Source organism: Lacrimispora xylanisolvens, assembly GCF_002934545.1.
Classification (GTDB): Bacteria; Bacillota; Clostridia; order Lachnospirales; family Lachnospiraceae; genus Lacrimispora; species Lacrimispora xylanisolvens.
Window position 1 is genome coordinate 155,833 of record NZ_PTJA01000009.1, and the last position, 22,883, is coordinate 178,715.

General features: G+C 39.6%; 20 protein-coding genes. 5 read left to right on the plus strand and 15 right to left on the minus strand.

The window, feature by feature from the left end:
• Positions 1–12: 12 nt before the first annotated feature.
• Complete coding sequence (locus tag BXY41_RS17130; RefSeq protein WP_104438082.1) at positions 13–621, minus strand: sugar O-acetyltransferase; 609 nt, start codon at positions 619–621, stop codon at positions 13–15.
• A gap of 195 nt (positions 622–816) precedes the next feature.
• Here BXY41_RS17130 and BXY41_RS17135 point away from each other — a divergent pair, with 195 nt between their 5' ends.
• The gene (locus tag BXY41_RS17135; RefSeq protein WP_104438083.1) at positions 817–1,779 is read left to right on the plus strand and encodes a peptidoglycan-binding domain-containing protein; all 963 of its coding nucleotides are present in this window, start codon (positions 817–819) and stop codon (positions 1,777–1,779) included.
• A 44-nt stretch (positions 1,780–1,823) separates the two neighbouring features.
• Here the strand turns inward: BXY41_RS17135 and BXY41_RS17140 are convergent, their stop codons facing one another.
• From BXY41_RS17140 to BXY41_RS17195, 12 genes are all read right to left on the minus strand, one after another.
• Positions 1,824–2,633: a hypothetical protein gene (locus BXY41_RS17140; protein ID WP_104438084.1), complete on the minus strand. Its 810-nt coding sequence runs from the start codon at positions 2,631–2,633 to the stop codon at positions 1,824–1,826.
• 147 nt (positions 2,634–2,780) lie between these two features.
• Positions 2,781–4,436: an ABC transporter permease gene (locus BXY41_RS17145; RefSeq protein WP_104438085.1), complete on the minus strand. Its 1,656-nt coding sequence runs from the start codon at positions 4,434–4,436 to the stop codon at positions 2,781–2,783.
• The gene (locus BXY41_RS17150) at positions 4,423–5,511 is read right to left on the minus strand and encodes an ABC transporter ATP-binding protein (protein WP_104438086.1); all 1,089 of its coding nucleotides are present in this window, start codon (positions 5,509–5,511) and stop codon (positions 4,423–4,425) included. The genes BXY41_RS17145 and BXY41_RS17150 overlap by 14 nt, the downstream gene beginning before the upstream one ends.
• 105 nt (positions 5,512–5,616) lie before the next feature.
• Positions 5,617–6,702: an ABC transporter substrate-binding protein gene (locus BXY41_RS17155; protein ID WP_104438087.1), complete on the minus strand. Its 1,086-nt coding sequence runs from the start codon at positions 6,700–6,702 to the stop codon at positions 5,617–5,619.
• A gap of 122 nt (positions 6,703–6,824) precedes the next feature.
• Positions 6,825–7,592 carry a response regulator transcription factor gene (locus BXY41_RS17160; RefSeq protein ID WP_104438088.1) on the minus strand — a complete coding sequence of 256 codons (768 nt, stop codon included), beginning with the start codon at positions 7,590–7,592 and terminating at the stop codon, positions 6,825–6,827.
• Positions 7,585–9,294, minus strand: coding sequence for a sensor histidine kinase (locus BXY41_RS17165; protein WP_104438089.1), 1,710 nt, complete (start codon positions 9,292–9,294; stop codon positions 7,585–7,587). Before BXY41_RS17165 ends, BXY41_RS17160 begins: the two co-directional genes overlap by 8 nt.
• A 241-nt stretch (positions 9,295–9,535) precedes the next feature.
• A complete protein-coding gene (locus BXY41_RS17170; RefSeq protein ID WP_104438090.1) occupies positions 9,536–10,384 on the minus strand; it encodes a PRD domain-containing protein in 849 nt (282 codons plus the stop codon).
• Positions 10,385–10,405: 21 nt separating this feature from the next.
• Complete coding sequence (locus BXY41_RS17175; RefSeq protein WP_104438091.1) at positions 10,406–11,860, minus strand: glycoside hydrolase family 1 protein; 1,455 nt, start codon at positions 11,858–11,860, stop codon at positions 10,406–10,408.
• Positions 11,861–13,705, minus strand: a complete 1,845-nt coding sequence (locus BXY41_RS17180) for a beta-glucoside-specific PTS transporter subunit IIABC (RefSeq protein ID WP_104438092.1) — start codon at positions 13,703–13,705, stop codon at positions 11,861–11,863.
• Positions 13,706–13,946: 241 nt separating this feature from the next.
• Positions 13,947–14,918 carry a nitronate monooxygenase gene (locus tag BXY41_RS17185; protein ID WP_104438093.1) on the minus strand — a complete coding sequence of 324 codons (972 nt, stop codon included), beginning with the start codon at positions 14,916–14,918 and terminating at the stop codon, positions 13,947–13,949.
• Positions 14,919–15,006: 88 nt separating this feature from the next.
• Complete coding sequence (locus tag BXY41_RS17190) at positions 15,007–15,597, minus strand: TetR/AcrR family transcriptional regulator (RefSeq protein WP_170072437.1); 591 nt, start codon at positions 15,595–15,597, stop codon at positions 15,007–15,009.
• A gap of 117 nt (positions 15,598–15,714) precedes the next feature.
• Complete coding sequence (locus BXY41_RS17195; RefSeq protein WP_104438095.1) at positions 15,715–16,692, minus strand: AraC family transcriptional regulator; 978 nt, start codon at positions 16,690–16,692, stop codon at positions 15,715–15,717.
• Between the two features lie 197 nt (positions 16,693–16,889).
• Here BXY41_RS17195 and BXY41_RS17200 point away from each other — a divergent pair, with 197 nt between their 5' ends.
• The 3 genes from BXY41_RS17200 to BXY41_RS17210 are packed head-to-tail and all read left to right on the plus strand — an operon-like array spanning position 16,890 to position 19,678.
• Positions 16,890–17,501, plus strand: coding sequence for an MptD family putative ECF transporter S component (locus BXY41_RS17200; RefSeq protein WP_104438096.1), 612 nt, complete (start codon positions 16,890–16,892; stop codon positions 17,499–17,501).
• Positions 17,498–18,217, plus strand: coding sequence for an energy-coupling factor transporter transmembrane component T (locus BXY41_RS17205; protein WP_104438097.1), 720 nt, complete (start codon positions 17,498–17,500; stop codon positions 18,215–18,217). Before BXY41_RS17200 ends, BXY41_RS17205 begins: the two co-directional genes overlap by 4 nt.
• Positions 18,218–19,678: an ABC transporter ATP-binding protein gene (locus tag BXY41_RS17210; protein ID WP_104438098.1), complete on the plus strand. Its 1,461-nt coding sequence runs from the start codon at positions 18,218–18,220 to the stop codon at positions 19,676–19,678. It begins immediately after the preceding gene.
• A gap of 68 nt (positions 19,679–19,746) precedes the next feature.
• On the opposite strand, the gene BXY41_RS17215 is transcribed toward BXY41_RS17210, so the two are convergent.
• Together BXY41_RS17215 and BXY41_RS17220 are read right to left on the minus strand one after the other, a co-directional pair.
• Positions 19,747–20,784 carry an NAD(P)H-dependent amine dehydrogenase family protein gene (locus tag BXY41_RS17215; protein WP_104438099.1) on the minus strand — a complete coding sequence of 346 codons (1,038 nt, stop codon included), beginning with the start codon at positions 20,782–20,784 and terminating at the stop codon, positions 19,747–19,749.
• 99 nt (positions 20,785–20,883) lie between these two features.
• Entirely contained in the window at positions 20,884–21,717 is an 834-nt protein-coding gene (locus BXY41_RS17220) for a MerR family transcriptional regulator (protein ID WP_104438100.1), read from the minus strand.
• Between the two features lie 172 nt (positions 21,718–21,889).
• On the opposite strand from BXY41_RS17220, the gene BXY41_RS17225 reads away from it, so the two are divergent.
• Complete coding sequence (locus BXY41_RS17225) at positions 21,890–22,831, plus strand: AraC family transcriptional regulator (protein WP_104438101.1); 942 nt, start codon at positions 21,890–21,892, stop codon at positions 22,829–22,831.
• Positions 22,832–22,883 lie beyond the last annotated feature (52 nt).

A 22,883-nucleotide genomic window follows, 5' to 3' on the forward strand; every position in this document is an offset into this window, starting at 1 on the left:
CATTTCATCTGGCTATTCGATTGGTACATCAAATTTATTTTTTTTATAATAATAAGTTCTGTCTTCTTCTGTAATTTCTCTCACTATTTTACAAGGATTGCCCATTGCAATTACATTCTCTGGTATATCCTTTGTCACAACACTGCCTGCACCAATAACAACATTATCCCCTATTTTTACACCAGGTAGAATTACCACATTACCACCAATCCAGACATTGTCTCCAATGGTAATGGGAATCCCATACTCATAGCCGGTATTTCTGGTATCCGGATGGATGGGATGGCCAGCTGTATAGATTGATACATTAGGAGCAATCTGAACATTTTTACCGATCGTAACTTTTGCCACATCCAGAATGGTAAGATTATAATTAGCAAAGAAATTCTCTCCCACTTCTATATTCCAGCCATAGTCACAATGAAAAGGGGCTTCAATACAAACGTTCTCACCTGTTTTACCCAGAATCTTTTTTAACAGAAAAGGGGCTGTTTCATTTAAATCCGGTGAAAGATTATTAAATTCATAGATTTTCTGCTTACACGCAAATCTTTCTTCTCCTAATCCATCTAACCATGCTTTGTATGGTAATCCCGCTAACATCCGTTCTCTCTGGTTCATAATTTATTCTCCTTCGGTTTTTATCATAATAACGCATCCTTCCAGAATGTCAAGCAGAAGTGAGTTGGCTATTTTAAAATTACACGTTTACATTTTACAGAAGACTTTCTTTCTGATCAATAGAAGCAATTCATAGATGGCGCGCGACATTTAGAGCTGCTCCAATAAATCTATAAAAGAAAGCAGGTAGAAATTATGGCATCTCTTCCAAATTGGCCGGTAATTGTAACCGGTAACTCTGGCGCGAATGTAAGCGCTCTGCAATGTTTATTAAACTATAGGAACAATAAAACTCTCACTGTTGATGGCAGCTTCGGCACTAATACATATAACGCATTAGTCGCCTATCAGAAAGCAAATAGTCTTTCAGCAGATGGAAAAGCAGGTTCCGGCACTCTGTCTAAATTAATCTCAGGTCTGAATATACAGAATCCGACCACCAGCATGGCGGCCAGAGCCGCACAGTATCTGCTCAATAAGTTTGGTGCAGGACTAACAATTGACGGTGCTTTTGGCTCAGGCTCCCAGACCGCAGCAAAGAATTTTCAGTCAAAGATGGGAATCAGCTCCACAGGAGTGATTAACGCCAACACCTGGCAGTACCTCTTTGGTTATAACTCATATCCGGACGGAGGCGGAACTGTGAGCGGTTGGCTAAAACTGCATTCCAGTGCCAGTTCTTCCGGCGGCCGGACTGTCAATATGCCATCTGAAATTGTTGCAAGTAAATGGGCGATGACTGAAGGTGATCCCTATAAGGGAAAAATCAACCCCTACGCAGGAAACGCTACCGTAATTAAGGGAAGTTCCGGAGAATTAGTAGATGGAAGCGGCAGATACTGGGTTGCCGTGGGTCCCAACGTTATGAATCCAAATCATTCAAAATCAAAGGCAATTACGGCTGAAGAAATGAAATATCAGTCAAAGATTGATATTGTGCTGAAAAATGCAAGCGGAACAATTTATTATGTGTATGCTGCCGTTGGTGATTGCAAAGCTCATACTTATCCCACCGGAATTATCCAGACGGGTAATGCATTTCCAAATGGTACAGATCCTCACCCAGGCAATGCCGATGGTTCTGTTGTTGAATTCATGGGAACACAGTCCATTTCCGGTCTGCGTAGTTATGATATTGTCAAGATAATTGTTTATTAATTTCAGTTAAGCTAATTCCCCGCCTTATCAGACGGGGAATTAGCTTATATTTCTTTCCAAACAATTAAATCAGATGAATTGGATAAATAATCTTTCGTCAGCGAGTTCCATTCTTCCTCAGAAACTTCTTTATCTTCCATCATAAACACATCATAATCGGCACTTTCCGTCTTGCCGCTTTCATTAACGCTGTGATACTTAGAGAAATTAACTTTCGAAGTCTCATTTCCGTTGGAATCCAGAACTAAATAATAGTAATTTATGTGAGTGGGTGCTGCGCCATCGCGTTCGTATAAGATCGCTCCGTTGTTTAGCGGAGATTCATAATCCGGACCAGAATGCCATAAAACGATCTGTCCATCAAGATATGTAAAAATGAGATAACTTCCGCCAGCAACAGGGCGCAGATGAAGTTCCGGTATTCCATCCCCGTTCATATCAAATAATGCATAATAAGTTTTAAAGTCCGGCTCCAAAGAGATATCTTTGATTTTAACCACTCCATCACTTATCTCTTGTTTTAAATCCTGCGCATTCATACTTCCTGCCAGGAATTTCTTATATGCTGCCAGTGCCTCATCAGATGCGGGTGATTCATTACTTTTTAACGATGATTCATTACTTTTCGAAGATGATTCTTTATTATTGGCAGTTGGTTCCACCGCAGATGTCTGTGCAGAACTACTGTCTGAGGGTTGCTCCGAATTCACCTTAATCAGCTCACTTGATACAGGCACTGTATCCGTAGTTGCAGAAGTGGTGGAACTGCTTTGCCCGCAGGCATTTAGTGAGAATAGAAATATAGTTGAGAGTAAAAGGAAAAGGGTATTTCTGAGAAAGTGGTTGTGTTTCATGACTGCCTCCTAAGATTTTTGTTTTATACCAACTCCAGTATAAGCTGTTGTGCCAGGGTTTTTCCAGTTTTTTCCTGATTCATGCCTATCCTTGTATTATAAACCTGTTTATTGAGTTGTCAAGTAACACGCTTATACGCTCGTAATCTACAAACTTAAATCTTTTCCTCTATTAAATCTATTAAATACCAGTAACGATATAACGGTCAGAGCAGTCAGTATGGTAGACAATGCGGCTGCCGTTCCATAATTCCCTCTGACCACTTCTGTATATACTGCAACTGTCAATGTCTTTGTTTTCCCGGTATACAGAATAATTGCGGTAGATAATTCACTGATCATGGTTACCCAGCTTAGAATTGCTCCTGACAGAATTCCTGCAGACATCATGGGAACTGTGATACGGAAAAACGCTTTCATTTTAGAAGCACCAAGTGAAATCGCTGCCTCTTCAATGCTCATGGGTATCTGCTGCAGAATTGCAACAGAAGAACGAATCGTATACGGAAGTCTTCGTATAATCAAAGCGATTACCATAATTAACATGGTCCCGCTGATTAACAAAGGCTTTTTATTAAATCCATTTAATAATGCGATACCAAGCACTGTGCCCGGTACTATGTATGGGATCATGGATAAAATATCAACTGCGTTTGTCAGTGTATTTCTTCTGCGTACCACCAGATATGCAATCACAACTGCCAGTATTACAATCACAATTAATGCAAGCACCGGGATAATAATTGTATTCTGAATGCTTTTACCCAGTTTTCCAAATGCCGTCACATAGCTTTTTAAAGAATATCCCGATGTAAATACTTTTCCCTCCGTTTTCTTAAATGATGTATAAATTACATAACATTGGGGTAAAACTGCAATTCCAACAATCAGATAGGAGAACAAATGGAGGATCCAGGAAATTCCCTTAGGTGCTTTCTTTTCTTCCATTGGATGCAGAGCATTCAGAGAAAATGACTTCTTATTGGATACATACTTCTGTGCCAGAAATACTACGGTTGTAACTACAATGGCAATCACCGCAATTGCTGCTGCAAAACCATCATTACCACTGACCTCATTGATGAACTCTGTGTATAGAACTACCGGGAACGTACGATAGCCCTCTCCAATCAGCATCGGTGTACCAAAGTCGGCAAAGGATCTCATAAATACCAAAAGTCCTGCTGCCAGTAATGTAGGCGTAATTAACGGCACTACAACCTTGAAGAAGCACCGAATACCAGAGCATCCTAAATTCTCTGATGCTTCAATCAAAGAATTATCTATATTTTTCAAAGCTCCCTTGGCATATAGAAATACAAGCGGGAATAACTGCAATGTCATCACAAGCACAATACCTGTAAAACCATAAATAGGCGGTATGATAATTCCCATGCCTTTGAAAAATTTTGTAACAACACCACTTCTGCCCAGCAACAAAATCCAGGAATACGCGCCGATAAATGGTGCAGACATAGAAGCTACAATAATCAGAATATTTAATAATGATTTTCCTTTTATCTTAAATACGGAGAACAGATATGCCAGCGGTGTTCCAATTGCCAGCGACAATAATGTTGCAGCAATGGATACCTTAAAACTGTTAAACAGGGTATCAAAATAGTAACTCTTTGATACGAACTTTGCAAAATTAGCCATTGTGATGGCCTCTGTCTCACTGTCTATTACAGACTGTTTTATTAAATAAGCCATCGGGTAAATCAGAAACAGCAGATACAATGCAATTGTAGCAAGCGTAATGAATCCCCATACATCCATACGGAATTTGTTATTGTTCTTCATAGAGCCCGCTCCTTATCAGATTGGTATCACCTTGTTTATTAAATACATTGATTTTTTCTTTCTTCACCTGCAGCATCACCTTCTGACCAGGCTGCAGTTCTTCTTTTATGGAAGATTCCTCTACGATCTCCACCGTATCCCCGTCCTCCAGCTCAATGCTGTAATGTGTATTCAATCCTAAATAGGTGAATTCCTTAACCGTTCCTCTGATCCCCGTCTCATGATCTTTACAGATCACAAATTCTTCCGGGCGAATGGAACACAAAACCTCCTGATTTTCTGCATTTTTTAATCCAGGGAGATCTACCTGATACCCATCCTTAAATACAATCTTACCGGCAGCTGCCTTTGCCTCTATAATATTTGTTCTTCCGATAAAGGTTGCCACAAAAACATTACATGGCCTTTGATAGATGTCTCTGGGAGTTCCTATATGCTGAATCACCCCGTCTTTCATAACAGCAATGGTATCACTGATCGCCATTGCTTCCTCCTGATCATGAGTTACATAAACGGTAGTAATCCCAACGTTTTTCTGTGTATGGCGAATGACGCTCCGCATCTCCAGACGCAGTTTTGCATCCAGATTTGATAAAGGCTCATCCATCAGTAATACGTCGGGGGATATAACCAGCGCTCTTGCAAGGGCAATACGCTGCTGCTGCCCGCCGGATAACTGATTTGGCATGCGGTTTGCATATTGCATAATCTGCATCAGGTTTAAATACTTATCTGTTTCTGCCTTTACTGTGTCTTTTTCCACTTTTCGGTTTTTTAATCCGAATGCTACATTATCCCGCACTGACAGATTGGGGAAGATGGCATAATTTTGAAACACCATACCAATATTTCTTTTACTGGGATCCATCTCATTGATACGGGTATCATTAAACAGAATATCTCCTCCCTCAATGGAATTAAATCCTGCAATCATTCTGAGTAATGTTGTCTTTCCACAACCCGAAGGACCAAGGAGCGTAAATAATTCCCCATCTTTTATCTCAGCATTCAGCTGGGGAATTACAGTAGTATCTCCATATTTTTTGACCGCATTTTTTATTGAAATTTTGCTCATTTATTAAACCTTACCCTCTCCAAAAACTTTAAACGTATCCTTTGATTGTCTAAAGCATGGGGTTTGTTCCATGCTTCAGACGTGAATGCCATATTATTTTAAGCTTTATTTACTCTGTAAATCAGTGAAAATTTCTGTGTATCTGTCAACAATTTTCTGTTTGTTTCCGCTTACATATGGAATATCCTCTTCTATTACTTTTATTTCGGAAATAGGTTTCATAAAGTCGCTTGTCTTTGCATCTTTGATGACCGGTCTGTTTGTTAACGTACTTCCCCATATGTTCTGTACTTCATCACTTAAGATAAAATCGATAAATAATTTGGCATTATCCATATTTTTTGCGCCCTTGATGATGGTTGCCGACGCGGGAAGATATACAGTTCCCTCTTTTGGATATACGATTTTAACTGGTGCTCCATCTCTTACAAGCTGTGCACACGGATCTTCATAGGAAAGCCCCACTACATATTCTCCATCTGCAACTCCTTTGTAAACTGCGGACGAGCTTTCACAGATTTTGCCATCTACATTGGTAAACAGATCTTCTACGTATTTCCACGCTGCATCATCTTCATAGCCTCCCATTGCCAGCAGCATATTGGTAAGCTGTGCGAAAGCGGAGGAGGAATTGGCCGGATCAGCGGTGGCAATCTTCCCTTTTAACTCAGGATTTAACAGATCTTGGTAGCCATTGATTTCTATATCTCCAATCAGGTCTGTATTCACAATTAATACACTGCCGTCTAATACGTTACCTGCAATAAAACCACAGGTATTTTTGTAGGCATCTATCACATTGTCATTATTGGCGGATACATATGGTTCCCAAAGATTCTTATTGTCATATGCCAGTGACCAGGAACCGCCAAAGAGGATATCTGCGTATGGATCGTTCATCTCTGACTGAATTCTCTTTACCAATTCACCGGTACCTGCCTGAATTACTTCCACATTGACTCCATACTTTTCTTCAAACAGAGGAATGGTGGCGTTCATAAGTCCTTCGGAGTTAGGGGAATAAATAACCAGATTTCCGCCTCCTGGTGCCGCTTTTGCTGCCGTTGTTTCTTCTGCCGCTTTTGTTGTCTCAGTTTGTGCCGCAGTCGTTGATTCAGCCCCTGTGCCCGCGCAGCCTGTAAGAGAGACTGCTGTAATCAATCCCATTAGTAACCCAATCCCTTTTTTCATTATTTTGTTCCTCCCATAAAATATTGTTTTTTAGATAGCTTTATCATATAAGATCTGTAACCTGTTTCACACTCTTTATCCCGAACAAATGGAAAAAATACCGAACAGTTTTGTCCGGTATTTTATAACACTCTGTTCTGATATTCTTTGGCAGAGCACCCGATATATTTTTTAAATACGTGGTTGAAATATTTGTAGTCACCAATTCCACAGAGGAACCCCACCTCTGATATGACAGTATTCTTGTTTTTTAGCATTGCCAGTGCTTTCTGTATCCGGAACCGGTTCAGGTATTCGATCACGGTTGTTCCTAACGCTTTTCGAAATTTCTGGTTAATGTATCGTTCTGAGTAATGCAATACCTCTTCTAAGTCTGATAATACAATTTTTTCCTGATAATGTTCTGCTATGTATTGTAGAATCTGCTGTATGACCGGATCCAGACTTGTCTTTTCTTCTATCAGAGAAATGCTCTCCAGTTCTTTTGTTTTTTCATTGCGCTCCCGTAGATAGTGTATATTTTTAGATTCTAAAACTGCCTGCTCTAAAGCTTCCTTCATTTCCTCCATATTTAAGGGTTTTAAAACGTAAGTAGATACACCATTCCGAATTGCCTCCATGGCATACTCAAAATCTGAATATCCGGTAAGAATGATTGCAACGTAATCAAACACACTCTTTGTATTGGCAATCATCTGCAGCCCATCCATGACCGGCATATTGATATCCGTGATAACAATATCCGGTTTTAACTCTTCGATCAGTTTTTTTCCTTCTATTCCATTGGAAGCTTCTCCAACAACAAAGCTGTCACAGCTCTCCCATGGAACGGAAGCACGAATTCCTTTTCTTATAATGTCCTCATCTTCCACTAGCAACACACTATACACAATTTTCTCCCATCCACAATTTTAATACTACCCGGAAAAATTCATTTTCTTGACTCTCAATTGTCATTCCGCTTTCTTTTCCATACTCCAGTGAAATTCTTCGGTTAATATTCTGTAAGCCATTATGTTTTGTATCTACTTTCTCTCTGTTTGTGATGCTTTTTAACATCTCAATCGTCGCTTTTGGCTGTCCCGCACCATCGTCTTCTACCACCAGATAGAGATATTCCTTCTGCATATAGCCGCCTATCTTAATATGTATGTCTGTTTTCTTCTGGAACCCATATTTAATGGAATTTTCCAATAGTGGCTGCAGGAGAAGTTTGGGAATAAAGAACTGTTCACATTCCTTTTCAATCTCAATTGTATAGTCAAACCGTTTTCCAAAACGAATCTTTTGGATATACAGATAATCCTCAATATAAACCTTGTCTTCCTGAAGAAGTACCTTCTTTTTCGTATTGTTGATACTGTATCTTAAAATATGCGTAAAACGTTCAATCATGTTCTCTGCTTTGATTGGGTCCGACACAATCAGATATTTAATATTATCCAGTGTGTTATATATAAAATGAGGATTCATTCTCTCTTGAAGATTCTGCATCTCCATCTGTCCGTTTATCTGTATTAATTCAACATTTTTATGATTCAATTCATTAATACTCTTTACCATCTTATTAATTTGCTCTGCAATCTCTTCAAACTCATCCCCAGTATGAAGTGTAATCTCATGATTGGTATCTTGTGTTCGGATAATACGGATCTCTTTGACTAAAAGTTCAACCGATTCCGAGGTTTTCTTTGACATCACACCCAGCATATGAAAGAACATAATGGTCCAGACAGCACCTAATCCAAGAATTGTAATAACACCAATTAACAGATAGGCGGAATTTTGAGGTAAATAAATAAAAGAATAGATACAAATGCTCTCATTCTCCTGATTTTTGCTTCTTCTGAAATAACGATTTCCGTTTATTGTTACATACTTACTGCCATCCGCTCCAATGTATTTATTTGCAGTGTTTTTTCCGATCAGACTGTTGTTGGAGCAATAGATAATATCGCTCCTTTCATTGGTAATAATCGTATCATACTGCCCCTGTGAAAGACAATTATTCCAATCTGTATTTTTTAAGTACGCTGCCACTGTACCGCAGTAGGTTTCCTGATCGTATATGGGCAGCATCATCAGATATTCTGATGCGTCAGCTCTGAAAAAATAAACTGTGGTATATATACCGGTTCCATTTTCTCTTGCATTATTAGCTGCAATCCGATTAAACTCCCTCCTGTGAAGATTCATTTCTTCTGCGGAAAAGTTCGTCATAACTACTTGATCTTCCTGATTAATCAGGATTAAATTAATACCTACCTTTGCCTCTACATTATATTTGCTGATTAAATAATTAATATCTCTTGGGTTTCTCTCTTTTTTAATACAATCCAGGAAGCTCTGCATATTTTCTTTCTCTTCTAAGAAATTCAAAGTTGAATGATATACATCGAAAAAATTCGTGCTGATTTCCTCCAGATGTCTCTCACTATTCACTTCCTGACTCAAGGTATTAATTATAATGATAGCAACCGAAAAAAACAAACAGCCAATAAGAATGATAACGACAATTCTTGTTGATACCATTTTCTCCAGTTCTTTTTGAAATTTACTTTTTTCTGTTTTTACAGCTCTTCTATGATCCATAAATTCTTCCTTAACGCCCCCAAATCCATAGGAATCCAATCATTGCATAAATATTCTATCATAACTTTAATTGAAAAGCGACTATTGTAAACTGGCTAAAGAATATCTGGATGATAACTATATGATTAATATGAAAAGGAACACTTTTTCTAACTGATTCAATATAAAAACGAGTATTGGCAATCAGCTGTACATCGATGATTGCCAATACTCGTCTTTTTTACATCAGGTATATTTAGAATTAAGTGTTTATTTCATTATAAGCCTGCAACCTATTGATATGAACAGCCAAATAAGTTAATTCATCTTTTGAAATATCTCCACCGTACACCTTTATTATATAATTCTTAATTTTATAAGCGATTTCCATTGATTCTGGATATAAAGTTGCTATCTGTTCATACATAGCATCATTTTCATCACTTAGCATTTGATTATTAAAAAACCTTTCTGTAAAAAATTTTACATGTGTAATAAAGCGCTGATAGTGAATGCCTTCCATCTTTAAGTGACTGCCAATGGAATACCTCACCAGATTAACAATGCCACCGATCATCTTAGCATATTTCATACTGTCTTTTGAGTCATTGCTTTGGGATTGAGCGTTTATTATATGGAAAGCAATATTAGCAGCCTCTTCTTCCGCAAGCTTGCTGTCCATTAATTCATTTAATAGATTTAAAGCATATTTACCAATTTTGAATTCTTCCGGGTAGTAGTTTTTTATTTCCCAGTAAACCCGATTGGTGATATTAATATCCTTCTTTGCTCTTTCCACCGCAAAATTCAAATGATCACTCAAGGTAAAGTATATACTCATATTAAGTTTAGAGCCCAGCTCTTTTTCAGCTTTTGATACTATCTTTTGAGTTATATCCAAATAGATCGGTGGTATATCATCTAATAATTTCAGATATTCATTTATCTGAATGTTTTCTACAGGCATAAAGATCTGGTCAACAGTCTCTTTTTCAACCGTATCTCCAAACTTTTTCCCATATCCTATCCCTTTTCCGAAACAGACATATTCCTTTTTATTCTCATCAACTGCTAAAACAACACTGGAGTTTAAAACTCTTTTTATCTTCATAAACACTCCCCTTGTATTTATTTAATCCAGAATCTCTCCATTTGTTTTAATAACGTTCTTATACCAGAAAAAGGAATCTTTTTTTAATCTTTTTAATGTACCATTTCCTTCATCATCCTGATCAACATATATAAACCCATATCTCTTGCTCATCTGTGAAGTAGAAACACTGATGCAGTCGATCGGTGCCCAGCTGGTATAACCGATTAAATCAACTCCCATCTCCACTGCTTTCTTCATTTCTCTGATGTGATCTTTAAAATATTGGATTCGATAGGGATCATGAATTGTCCCATCCGCTTCGATCACATCTTTCGCCCCCATTCCGTTTTCTACTATCATCAACGGAATTCTGTATCTGTCATACAATTCAATCAGTGATATTCGAAGTCCTACCGGATCGATCTGCCACCCCCACTCCGTAGATGGCAGATAAGGATTTTTTACACCCATGATTGTATTGCCTGATGCCTTTTCTTTCGTTGTATCCGCTGATTCTGTTCTGGACATATAATAGCTGAAAGATAAATAATCGGCCGTATTCTCCTTTAATATTTCTTCATCATTTTCTTCCATTTTAATTATGATCCCGTTGTTCTTCAGTAACGTTTTGTATAATCCGGGATATTCTCCGAATATCTGAACATCTGCATGAACATGGTTATTCAAATTGCTATTTAAAGAGAGCAGTACATCCTCTGGATTGCAAGTATTGGGATAGGTTGTTAACTTCGTCAGCATGCACCCCATTTTACTGTCTTTTATGATTCTTCTGCATTCTTTTGTTGCTAAAGCAGCTGCAACGTATTGATGATGCAGGGCTTGATAGACGGCTTCGTCAAGGTTCCCCTCGGGACATCTATCTTTTATTATTCCGGCAGTTATAAATGGATGTCTTCCGACGCTGTCTATCTCATTAAAGGTCAGCCAGTACTTTGCATAATCTCCAAATGACTCAAAACAGACTTTTGCGAAATTAACAAAACAGTCAATCACTTTACGCTCAACCCAACCATTGTATTTTAAACTCAGATGCAATGGCATTTCATAATGGGACAATGTCACAATTGGCTCAATATTATATTTCTTAAGTTCTTTAAATAAACTCAGATAATAATCAACGCCTAATTTGTTTGGTTCGCTTTCCTCCCCAGTTGGAAAAATTCTGGTCCAGGCAATGGAAATTCTTAAAGCTTTAAATCCCATTTCAGCAAACAGCTTAATGTCATCTTTATAATAATGATAAAAATCAATACCTCTTCTTTTTGGATAAAATTTTGTAGTTTTATCCGCTATCGCATCTTCAATCATCTTCGAAGTGACCTTGTTATGGCCGGCATAATCTTCTACATTTAAATTTGGTTTGTAGCTTGCTACATCAGCTACAGACATGCCCTTTCCACAAACATCAAAGGCCCCTTCAACCTGATTTGCTGAGATCGCTCCACCCCATAAAAAATCTTTTCTAAATGACATTTATACATTAGCTCCCATCTGATTAATTGTTAAGACACGATCCTTCTTACTTATCGTTCTACTGTCTGCATGTTCCATCTTTGCATCCGGCCGGTTGGTAATAATTACTACCGTTACAGGATTAAATCCCTCTTTCACGATATTATCCAAATCGAAATTCATTAGTAAATCGCCTTGCTTTACACTTGTTCCAACAGTAACTTTGGGATCGAAGTATTTGCCTTTTAAATTTACTGTCTCAAGTCCTATATGAAACAGAATCTCTGTGCCATCCTTTGATTTCATAGCCAGTGAATGCTTTGTTTCAAAGACCATTTCGATTGTGCCATCGATTGGTGCATATAATTCTCCTTTTGAAGGGATTACTGCGAAACCATCTCCCATTAATTTGTTAGAAAACACGTCGTCACTCACTTCGCTTAAAGGGATCAATTTTCCTTCTAACGGTGCAACAAGCTTCTCTTCTTTATTATCTTCTTTATTATCTGCCTTTTTTTCCTCACCATGCACTTCTTCTTTCCATAGAAATGTAACTGCGATAAAGGAAACCACGAATGATATCACTAATCCAATTATTGCATGAAATAAGTTTTTTGGCAATGTTTCTGAAATAAACATAGATAAACTTGCGAGTCCAGGTCCTACCGCAACATATGCTTCTACTGCCTTAATTCCTAAATAAGATCCTCCTGCAAATGCACCGATCATTACACCATAAAGCACTCGTTTGTGCTGGATTGTAATACCATATAATGCTGGTTCTGTAATTCCAAATAATGCGGATATACCTGCTGAGATTGAAGTTGATTTTAAACCTTTATCTTTTGTACGAATGCTTACAGCGAAACATGCACCAGCTTCAGAAATATTATGTGCTAAGGATGCAGCATTATAGATTAACTCTTTTCCTGACTGACCGAGCGAAGTAATAACGTAAGGAATCATCGCCTTATGCATACCCGTAACAACCATAAATGGTAAAAATGCTGCCAGAATGGCTACTGCGATCCATCCAAATTTTGCAAAAACAAATAAAATTACACTTGCAAATCCCTGACCAAAATTATAACCGATCGGCCCAAGAAACAGTAATGTCACTGGTACCGTGATAAGCAAAGACATCATTGGAACAAAGAAACTGCGAATAACCTTTGGACTGATCTTATTAAAGAACTTTTCTAACTGTGAGTACAGTAATACACTTAATATTGCTGGAAAAACCTGATACGCATAATTAATATTTTGCACTGAAATGTTGAAGAGAAGAGCTCCTTCTCCAATCATCTTGCCCAAATTAGGTGTTAACAGCGCTGCAACAGCAGATACCGCCACTAATGGATTCACCTTCATTTTATTAGCGGTTGTAATTGCAACCAAAAGCGGCAGGAAGTATAATGGCGCATCACCCACAAAATTTAAAATTTTATAAGTTGATGTAGCATTAGACAAAATACCCAGCATATTAAAGAGCATCAGAAGTGACTTTAAAATACCACCTCCAGCTATTGCCGGAATTAAAGGCTGAAATACACTTATAATAAATTCTAAAGCTATATCCCCTATTTTTCTCTTTTCTTTCTTACCATTGTTATTTACACCTTTATCGGAAATGAGCTTTTTAACTTCGTCATATATCTCAATGACAGCATTTCCAATAATTACCTGACATTGTACATTTTGCTTAACCCCTATCACTCCAGGGATACTTTCAAGTTCTTTCACATTTACTTTCCCGTTATCAATCAGGGAAAATCTTAATCTGGTTGAACAGTGCTCTAAATGTTCAACATTTGCATCTCCACCCACTGCTTTTAATATCTTTGCTGCTGCTTCTTTATAACTCATACGGATATCTCCTCTCGGTAAATAATGTGCGCAGACTTTTTATTTGGCCAGTATAAAAAAAGGACTCAAATAAACTAATATAAAATTAGTTTATTCAAGTCCTGCCTGCATTACCAGTCACATGCCTGATATTTATTTAATGTTTTGTAATTCATAATATAGCACAAACATAAATAAACGTCAACAACAAAATTTGTCATTCTTGACAATTAAGAGGGATACTGACTTACAGTTTTTCGGATTATTGAAATTCAAACTTTGTGATCGCAGCAAAACAAGCCTTTGCACCTGCGATTGTATCATCGATAATATCTATAACTGCTCTTTCTTCTTTGATAAGTGGTGCAATTTGTCCAGCCATAACTGCTCCATGTTCCATATCCCCCTCTGCCATTGCTCTCTTAAGAGAACTTTCAGCAACGGGGCGAAGTATTTCTGCCGCTGCGACTTTTGTATTCTCAGCCTCGATCTTCTCCATTTCATCAGAAAGTGCATTTTTAAACTGTCTGCAAGGTTCACCGGTTGAATATCCCGTAATTACTGTTGACATATCTCCAGCTTCTATCACACTTCTTTTTACATTAGGATGTACGGTTGTCTCCTTTGATGCCATAAAAACAGTTCCCATCTCAATTCCCTCTGCACCAAGAGCAATTGCTGCTGCCATCCCACGGCCATCAGCAATACCACCAGAAGCGACAACCGGAATAGAAAGTTTATCCGCTGCCTGAGGAACAAGTACAGTTGTTGCTTCAACAGTCGTGTGACCGCCGCCTTCCCAGCCTTTTACGATTACAAGATCGGCTCCACCCTCTTCTGCATTCACAGCATCCGCTATATCAGAAGCCTTTACAATAATCTTGCATCCAGCTTCATGCCATTGTGGAAAATATTTCTTACAGAGATCTACATCCAGTCCAAGTAATGTATCTGCATAAACTACAGCTGGCTGCAGATTTTTTATATGTCCGGTCAGACGATCCAGATTTTCAGGAATCATAACTGTATTAATTCCAAATGGTTTATTTGTCAGTTTCTTTGTTTCCTCAACCTGTGAAATTAAAAACTCATCTGGCGCAAATCCGACACCTAATACTCCAAGTCCTCCTGCATTCGATACAGCCGCAACAAGTGGCGCTGTTGAAATCCATGCCATTGGTCCCTGAATGACCGGTTTTTCAATTCCTAATACGTCGCAAACTCTGTTTCCCATCTGTAATATCCTCCTTTGGTATTGATTATTATTATTTTAACAATCATAAACACAACCCAAAAGACAGAATCACAAAATGTGTCGACCTTTAAGATTTCTTATTTTCAAGTAAAGAAAGCAAACCTTTCTCCTGGCAGTCTTTGATTACTCCATATACGTAACTAATCGTGAAATCCTGATAATTATAGATCCACCATTTTACTGTTGCCATTACATTTGCTGCGTATAAATCTGCAAAAAAGTCTGTCTGACCACCATTTTTCATTTGAATATTCTCTTTTTCCAAAAAATGATAAACTGTCTTAGCAACAGATTTCTCCATAATTTTATAAGGATTAAACTTCTCCTCCTGGATATTCCATAATGCTTTTATCACTTTCTCATGTTTACTTAAGTTTTCGAACGCTTTCTGATACCCCTTTACTTCCTCCTCTTTTCCATTTTTATCTAACCAATCCATAAAAATTTCAATATATTCATCTAAAAAAGTATCGCAGATATCATATATCAATTCTTCCTTAGAACTATAGAACAGATAAAAAGTGGTCCGGTTTAAATCTGCTTCTTTTGCTATTCCTGCCACTGAAATTTTTTCATACTCCTGATTTTTCAATAGTCGAATCATCGCCTGATGCAGTTTCTGTACTGTCACAATTGACGACTTTAATTTTCGTTCCATGGCTGATTCCTCCTGTATCACTATCATAACTGATCTGTTCTCAAAAAGAAATAATAAGAATAATGAGGAAATAAAAATCAGGAGTATCTTCTTTAAATTGAAAATACTCCTGATTTTTTATCCTTGTTCTAAAAATCTTTTTCTGAACTCCCCTGGCAACAGACCTGTTTTTTTATGGAACAGCTGGGCAAACCTTCCTGCATTGGAATAGCCAACAGTCTGTGCGACCTGCCCGATGGACAGGTCTGTGTCAGACAGCAGTTGCTCCGCATGACTTATTCGCCGCTGCTGTATATATTCTGTGACCGTACAATCATGATAAAGCTTAAAGCAGATCTTGAATTTTGTTGTTCCCATGCAGGCGATTTTAGACAGGGTCTCCAGGGGAAGCTCAAGAGCGAAATGATCATTGATATAAGCCGTTACCGTTTCCATCTGTTGTGCATCCCCATAGGGGAGCCTTGAATCAGATCTCATCAGGTTCTTTTTTCGCCGCTCAAGCATCAGTGCCACCGCCTCGGCAACCTTGGCTTCATAAAACAATTTGGAGGTAAAACCATCACCCCGATAAGTTTTTACCTGAGATAGCAGCCTGACCATTTCTGGAAAATCAGTTGTCTCGTCCAGGGAAAGAAATGCATCGTGGGGATTGGTATTCTCTCCCGGATAGCATTTTTTCAGATGATCCTCATAGTAAGCGGGCATAATTTCAATACCGATGGAACGAACGGGGATTTTTTTATGTATTAAAACCTTATAAGTCTCACAGCCGCCGATAAAGCTTTTAATACTACCAGCAGCAAGTCTGCGATAAGGAGTCAGCTCCTCTCCTGATACTGACTCGTATTGGGTAATGCTCAGGCACTCCGGAAGATTAAATTCCAGAAATGAATCCTCATGGAAATAAAAGTCATGGATTTTGATATCGAATAAATCCTTTTGCCCATAGACCCAGTAATATCCTTCCCCGATACTTGACGACAGTTTCCAGCATAATCCGGTCGGCCCGAAACGGCTGTTGCCCATGCCCAGCTCGGGTATAAAGCCGTGCTTTGCCAGAATCGGCGAATAAACATCCTTAATAATGTCTTCCAAAGGGGCTCCACCTCCTTATCACGATCAGACGGAATAATATTCAAAACGGACGAATGTCAGTCTGTTCCATTGACTGTAAGTATTTCTGCCGCTATAATCCGCATTGTAGTTAGAATAAACTAACCCACATTATAGCACGCCCGAATTATCCCGTCAAGGCGACCTATCCGGGTACAAAACAGGGAGGAAATCAACTGATGAACAACCAACCAAAGCTGGAATGTAATGGATTAACAGTAAAGGATCTTGTAACCACAGGTATTTTCAGCGCAATATTTTTTATTTTTACCATGTTTGGCGGCGTTTTCTTTGCCGTCAATCCCGTCCTGACATTTTATATGCCAATGGGCAGCGCGCTTTTATGCGGACCGATTTATCTGCTTCTGGTCGCCAAGGTACATAAACGGTGGAGCATCACCATCCTCGGCGTCATTATGGGTATCGTGTGGTTTGTGACGGGAATGCATTGGGCCTTTTCTCTCGGCTACATCAGCATGGGTATTATTGCCGACATGACAGCCGGTTTCGGGCATTATAAATGCAAAAAGCTCAATATGCTATCCTATATGCTAATATCTCTCGGTGGGATATTCACCTATCTCATATTCTTCATAGATCCCGAAGGGTGGGCTGGTGCCATGCTCAAAAACGGCACAGAGCAGTCCTATATCGACGCCATGCACACAGCCTCACCCTCCTGGCTCCCGATCGTTATGATTGTCGGAACGCTTTTTGTCGCCGCATTCAGTGCGTGGGTCGGCGGAAATATGCTGAGAAAACAATTTGAAAAAGCGGGGATTACTGTATGATGGGTCAAAATCAAATCCTCCCTCTCTGGCTTGATCCCCGAACTAAAATTTTACTCCTCCTGCTTTGCGTCCTTTCCGCCATGGCTGCTCCCTCCCTCCAATATGAATTTTTGCTTGTTGCAGGCATCGGAATCCTGGGAATACTTTGCGGGAAATGGAAATATGCGCTGAAGGGCATCGTTTTCTATGCAATGGTTTATCTTTTTACTGTCTGGGCAATGAACAGCATGACCGGAACTTTAAGGAATATGTTTGTTGCATTCCTGGGTCTCTTTCACAAAGTGTTCCCATGTGGAATGCTGTCCGGCATTGTCATTTCCACAACGAAGGTCAGCGAATTCCTATCTGCCATGAATCACATCCATGCGCCTAAAAAACTGATTATTCCTTTGGCGGTCATGCTGCGGTATATTCCCACGATTGGGGAAGATTGGCGCTATATCAAAGACGCCATGCGGATGAGGGATGTGTCTCCTTCCTTTCAGGGATTTATCACAAATCCCGGTATCACCATTGACTGCGTCTACGTTCCGCTGATGATGGCAGCATCCAAGGCAGCGGATGAACTTTCCGTCGCCGCTGTCACACGGGGGATTGAAAATCCGAATCCACGAACCTGCCTGATTCAGATCCGATTAGGCGCTGGGGACGCGTTTACAACACTTTGCTTTGCCGCTTTCTTCCTGGCTGGAATGTATCTGAAGGAGGCAGGGTAAATGTTGGAACTAAGAAATGTGTCATTTTCCTATTCAGGACAAACAGACGGAGGGCTGCGGAGTATCAGCCTTCGTATTCCTAATGGGGAATGCGTGCTGTTGTGCGGAAGAAGCGGATGTGGAAAAACCACGGTTACTCGTCTGATAAATGGCCTGATCCCCAATTTTTATCCAGGAACACTGGAAGGCGAGGTTCTACTGGATGGCAAGCCGATTGCGGAGATACCCATGTATCAGATTGCCGGTCGGGTAGGCTCCGTATTCCAGAATCCCCGCACACAGTTCTTTAATGTGGATACCGACAGTGAGATTGCCTTCGGCATCGAAAACAAAGCCCTGCCTCCGATAGAACTCTCCCGCCGGGTTAAATTGACGTCAAAGGAACTTGGAATCGAAGGATTGCAAAACCGCAATATTTTCCAGCTGTCCGGCGGAGAAAAGCAGAAAATCGCCTTTGCCTCTGTGTACGCCATGAACCCGGATGTCTATCTGCTGGACGAGCCATCCTCTAATCTGGATATGGCATCCATCCGTGCGCTTGGAGATTATGTACGGCTGATTAAATCCCAGGGTAAAACCATCCTGATCGCGGAGCATCGCTTATATTACTTAATGGAGGTTGCGGATCGGATCGTCTATCTGGAGCAGGGTGAAATAGCTGGATCTTATACACCCAGGGAATTTTGTAAGCTGAGTGGGTCAGAACGCAGGAAAATGGGGTTACGTGCCATTGATTTGCGGGAGGAGTCACCGGAGTGTCCTGCTGCACTCCAAAGCGGCCTGACGCTGGAGTTGAAAGACATTTCGCTCTTCCACAAAAAAAGAATAATACTGGAACATATCAGTCTGAAGGCCAGGCAGGGCGAGGTGATCGGCGTGGCAGGATACAACGGTGCGGGAAAGACTACGTTCTCCCGTGCGCTGTGCGGTCTGCATAAAGAGTGCAGCGGATCCTTCCTATGGAATGATGAGCCTATGAACCACAAAAAACGTTTGAGGCTGTCCTATCTGGTGATGCAGGATGTGAATTATCAGCTGTTTGCGGAAAGTGTGGAGGCTGAATGCACCTTCGGTATCAAAAACCCCGACCGAGAGCTTACGAAACAGACGATGGAGGAGTTGGGATTGCTCTCTTTTCGTAAGCGGCATCCAAACACCCTGTCCGGAGGGCAAAAACAGCGTGTCGCCGCCGCAGTCAGTTTGATTAGCGGCAAGGAACTGCTGATTTTTGACGAACCCACCAGCGGATTGGACTATGACAGCATGGCTCAGGTGGGGGGACTTATCCTAACGCTTGCAGCCCTGGGTAAAATTGTTTTTGTAGTCACTCATGATTACGAGTTTATATGCCGGACCTGCACCCGCGTCCTTCATTTTAACAGGGGGAAAATGCAGGATGATTTCCTGGTAAGCACAGAAAATGAGACAAAGTTACGCAATCTTTTCAGCATTGATCTATAAGGTGTCAATAAATGTACAAAAACCTCCTGTCTGCTATACTTTGAGCAAACAAACAGGAGGTTTGAATCCTATTTCACATAAAGCTGTATAGGGTAAGAAAGATATTCTAGCTCATCTAATTTATCAACGGTAACGTACCCGGATGGGGCATTTAAAACACTGGGAATGCGATTTACAATCGTGGCGCAGGTATGTTCAACAGTGGCGGGTTTGGATACATAAAATGTGGTATCCGGTTCTCCTTTTATCTTCCAGTCACACATGTCCCCGTCTTCCGGACCATACACTTTGCCAATGCATTGTGTTTCGATGACAGGTCCCTGAAAGGTTTCTGTTGTAACTACCGCACTCATACCGATACAATTCCCCTTAGGAATGGTTTTTCCTAATGTTTGGGAATATAAGTCGGTGTCATAAAAATAAGGTACACATTTCTGTGATTGTGACTTAATGGTCCAGCCCATCTTGGAACAGAGAGCTTCATTGGAGTTCCATACATAGCTTGGCTCCAACGTTTCCGGATGTGCAATCTGGGCTTCAAATTCTTCCGGTGTAAGTCCTGCTCCATGAGCTTTTGCAAGTGCAAGTCCGTAATCTTCTACATTGTAGCTTACAGCTCCTTCAATCCGCTCAATATTATGTACGCCGCCAGCCACGCAGCCAATCATATTAATCCAGTAAATATCCTGCATACCGGCACCGACTACTGTACAGTTGTGTTCTTTGGCTAGTTTGTCTAATTTGTTGGTAAGGGCAGCCGATGTGGTCCAAGGATAAATTGCTTCTTCACAGGTAGTGATTACATTTATGCCGCGTTTTACACATTTCTCAAAATATGGGTAGACATCTTTCATGAAACTGAATAATGTAACCACTGCAATATCAGCATCACATTCATCCAGCACTGCATCTGCATCGCTGCGAATGGGTACACCAAGCTTAACACCCAGCCCTGCCCAATCGCCTGCATCCATGCCCACAACATCTGGATTTACATCAATTGCGCCAACAATTTCTGCACCCTTTTCATACAAATACCGCAGGATGTACTTTGACATTTTTCCACAGCCATACTGAACAACACGAACTTTTTCATGATACATAATGATAACCTCTTTCCTATGATTTTTTAGGATAATACGAATCCCATATCAAAAGTATAGAGGTTATTATTACTATAATGTCAATGGCTAATTGACACTTTATTAACAAAATTTTATGGGGATCTGCAGCCGCAAATACATCCCCCTCTCCTTATGGCTTATAATGGGTAGTTCTGTAATGACTTCACATAAATAATCACCATTTATCTGATAGCCTTTTGTTTCAATCTGATCTAAGAGGCGCATTGCATACTCTTTCTCTTTCTGAAAGGAATCGCAGTAAATACAAAGGTAATTATTAGCCGGGATTTTTGTAGTGAGTTCCTCTGCTAAAACATCATGATCCACAAAGACAAATACCTCGGTTGAAATAAACCGGCTCTGAATCAGATTTTCCTGCCTTAAAATTGTACCAGCATTACAGAAATAGATTTGAGGCAGATGAACCGCAATAAGACTTTCTTTAAATTCCCGCAATATCTTCTCATAGGTATCAATATCATAATCGTAGATGTTTACTTTGGAATCAATAAAATACATGGTTCTGCTTCCGATATATTCTAAAAGAATGGTCCCATCCTTAGGAGCACTTTCGTATCGCTCCAGGCTCTCGATGGTACGTTCCACCGCCCTTTTCTGATATTTAAGTTTTTCAGTTTCTTCCTCGATCTGGCGCTGTTTCTGTCTCAGAATATTTTTAATGTTTGGAATGTACAGGTTATCAAGCTGTTCCTTAATATCTTTCAGCTGCATCCCCAGCGATTTCATATATTGGATCATATCAAGCTGGGCACTTTGCTTAATATCATAAAATCGATAACCGTTTTCATCATCCCGGCTCACAGGAACCAAAAGCCCCATTTTATCATATAGCCGAAGTGTCTGTTCTGTAACATTGTTTAGTTTTGCCATCTGTCCGATTGTCAGCTGCATGATTTACCTCCCCTCCATGAATTCAATTATATTTCAAAAACCTTATAGTAACAATAAGCTTTTCTAAGAGATTTTTGTAAGAACCATTGTTTGGAAAAAAAGTCGGGTAATGTTTTTATCCATAAGCTATAATACAAATATGACTTGCAAGTTATAGGAACAGGAGTAAACAGACATGAATTATTACCAAAGGATCCAAAAGGCAATTGACTTCATAGAAGATCATTTAGATCAGGCGATTACCATAGAATTATGTGCAAAGGAAGCATGCATGAGTATTTCAGGATTTTACCGCATGTTCCTGTCAGTGGTTGGCTACAATGCCAAAGAATATATTCGTATGCGCAGACTGACAGCCGCATATTACGACTTATTGCAGACAGAGGAAGGGGTTCTTTCAGTCGCTATTAAGTATGAATACAATTCTGCTGACAGCTTTACCAGAGCATTTAAAAAACAATTTGGTATATTGCCCTCCAAGGTAAAATCTGTTTCTTCACAACATGGCATCAATGAATTTGTGAGGTTAAATATTATGGAGAAATATTTTGAGACAGGGAATAAAGAGTTAGAAGAAAAATATCCGGATATTAAGGTAATCAAAGAACTGGAAGATATGAAAGTTGCATGCTTTACTTATTACGGGAAAGATCCCGAACATCATGCATTTGAGACAATGAAAAAGTGGGCGAATGAAAATGATGTATACTTCCACGATATGTCCTATCGAATCTTTGGATACAATCATCCAGATCCGTCCAACGTAGATGATTCTCAAGAGATTTACGGTTATGAAGTCTGTGTAACCATATCAGATGAGCAGTTTTTGAGACTGAATGATGTTCCTGCAGATTTTATTAAGGGCACATACGACGAAGTAAAACGCCGGATTCTAAGCGGCGGTAAGTATGCTGTTATGTCTGTGAAACGTGATGATACAGGTGATATTGGCAGTAACATTATTGCTGCCTGGAAGCGGTTTGTTTTATGGATTGGAGAAAGCAAATATTTGTGGGGAGGAAGTCAGTATCTGGAAGAACATCTTGGTTTTTCAGAAAAAGATGATCACATTGGGGGCGTAGATTTATATATATCAATAAAAGAAAAAAGACAATAAACAGAATATTTAAAGACTTAAAGCAGGGGCGAACCGTTCGCCCCTGTCTCTA

Coding starts and splice junctions, on each gene's coding strand:
- BXY41_RS17175 (WP_104438091.1), bottom strand. CDS start 11,860: ATGTCATTTAGAAAAGATTTTTTATGGGGTGGAGCGATCTCAGCAAAT.
- BXY41_RS17205 (WP_104438097.1), top strand. CDS start 17,498: ATGATGGGTCAAAATCAAATCCTCCCTCTCTGGCTTGATCCCCGAACT.
- BXY41_RS17155 (WP_104438087.1), bottom strand. CDS start 6,702: ATGAAAAAAGGGATTGGGTTACTAATGGGATTGATTACAGCAGTCTCT.
- BXY41_RS17185 (WP_104438093.1), bottom strand. CDS start 14,918: ATGGGAAACAGAGTTTGCGACGTATTAGGAATTGAAAAACCGGTCATT.
- BXY41_RS17180 (WP_104438092.1), bottom strand. CDS start 13,705: ATGAGTTATAAAGAAGCAGCAGCAAAGATATTAAAAGCAGTGGGTGGA.
- BXY41_RS17140 (WP_104438084.1), bottom strand. CDS start 2,633: ATGAAACACAACCACTTTCTCAGAAATACCCTTTTCCTTTTACTCTCA.
- BXY41_RS17135 (WP_104438083.1), top strand. CDS start 817: ATGGCATCTCTTCCAAATTGGCCGGTAATTGTAACCGGTAACTCTGGC.
- BXY41_RS17130 (WP_104438082.1), bottom strand. CDS start 621: ATGAACCAGAGAGAACGGATGTTAGCGGGATTACCATACAAAGCATGG.
- BXY41_RS17200 (WP_104438096.1), top strand. CDS start 16,890: ATGAACAACCAACCAAAGCTGGAATGTAATGGATTAACAGTAAAGGAT.
- BXY41_RS17190 (WP_170072437.1), bottom strand. CDS start 15,597: ATGGAACGAAAATTAAAGTCGTCAATTGTGACAGTACAGAAACTGCAT.
- BXY41_RS17225 (WP_104438101.1), top strand. CDS start 21,890: ATGAATTATTACCAAAGGATCCAAAAGGCAATTGACTTCATAGAAGAT.
- BXY41_RS17150 (WP_104438086.1), bottom strand. CDS start 5,511: ATGAGCAAAATTTCAATAAAAAATGCGGTCAAAAAATATGGAGATACT.
- BXY41_RS17170 (WP_104438090.1), bottom strand. CDS start 10,384: ATGAAGATAAAAAGAGTTTTAAACTCCAGTGTTGTTTTAGCAGTTGAT.
- BXY41_RS17165 (WP_104438089.1), bottom strand. CDS start 9,294: ATGGATCATAGAAGAGCTGTAAAAACAGAAAAAAGTAAATTTCAAAAA.
- BXY41_RS17210 (WP_104438098.1), top strand. CDS start 18,218: ATGTTGGAACTAAGAAATGTGTCATTTTCCTATTCAGGACAAACAGAC.
- BXY41_RS17145 (WP_104438085.1), bottom strand. CDS start 4,436: ATGAAGAACAATAACAAATTCCGTATGGATGTATGGGGATTCATTACG.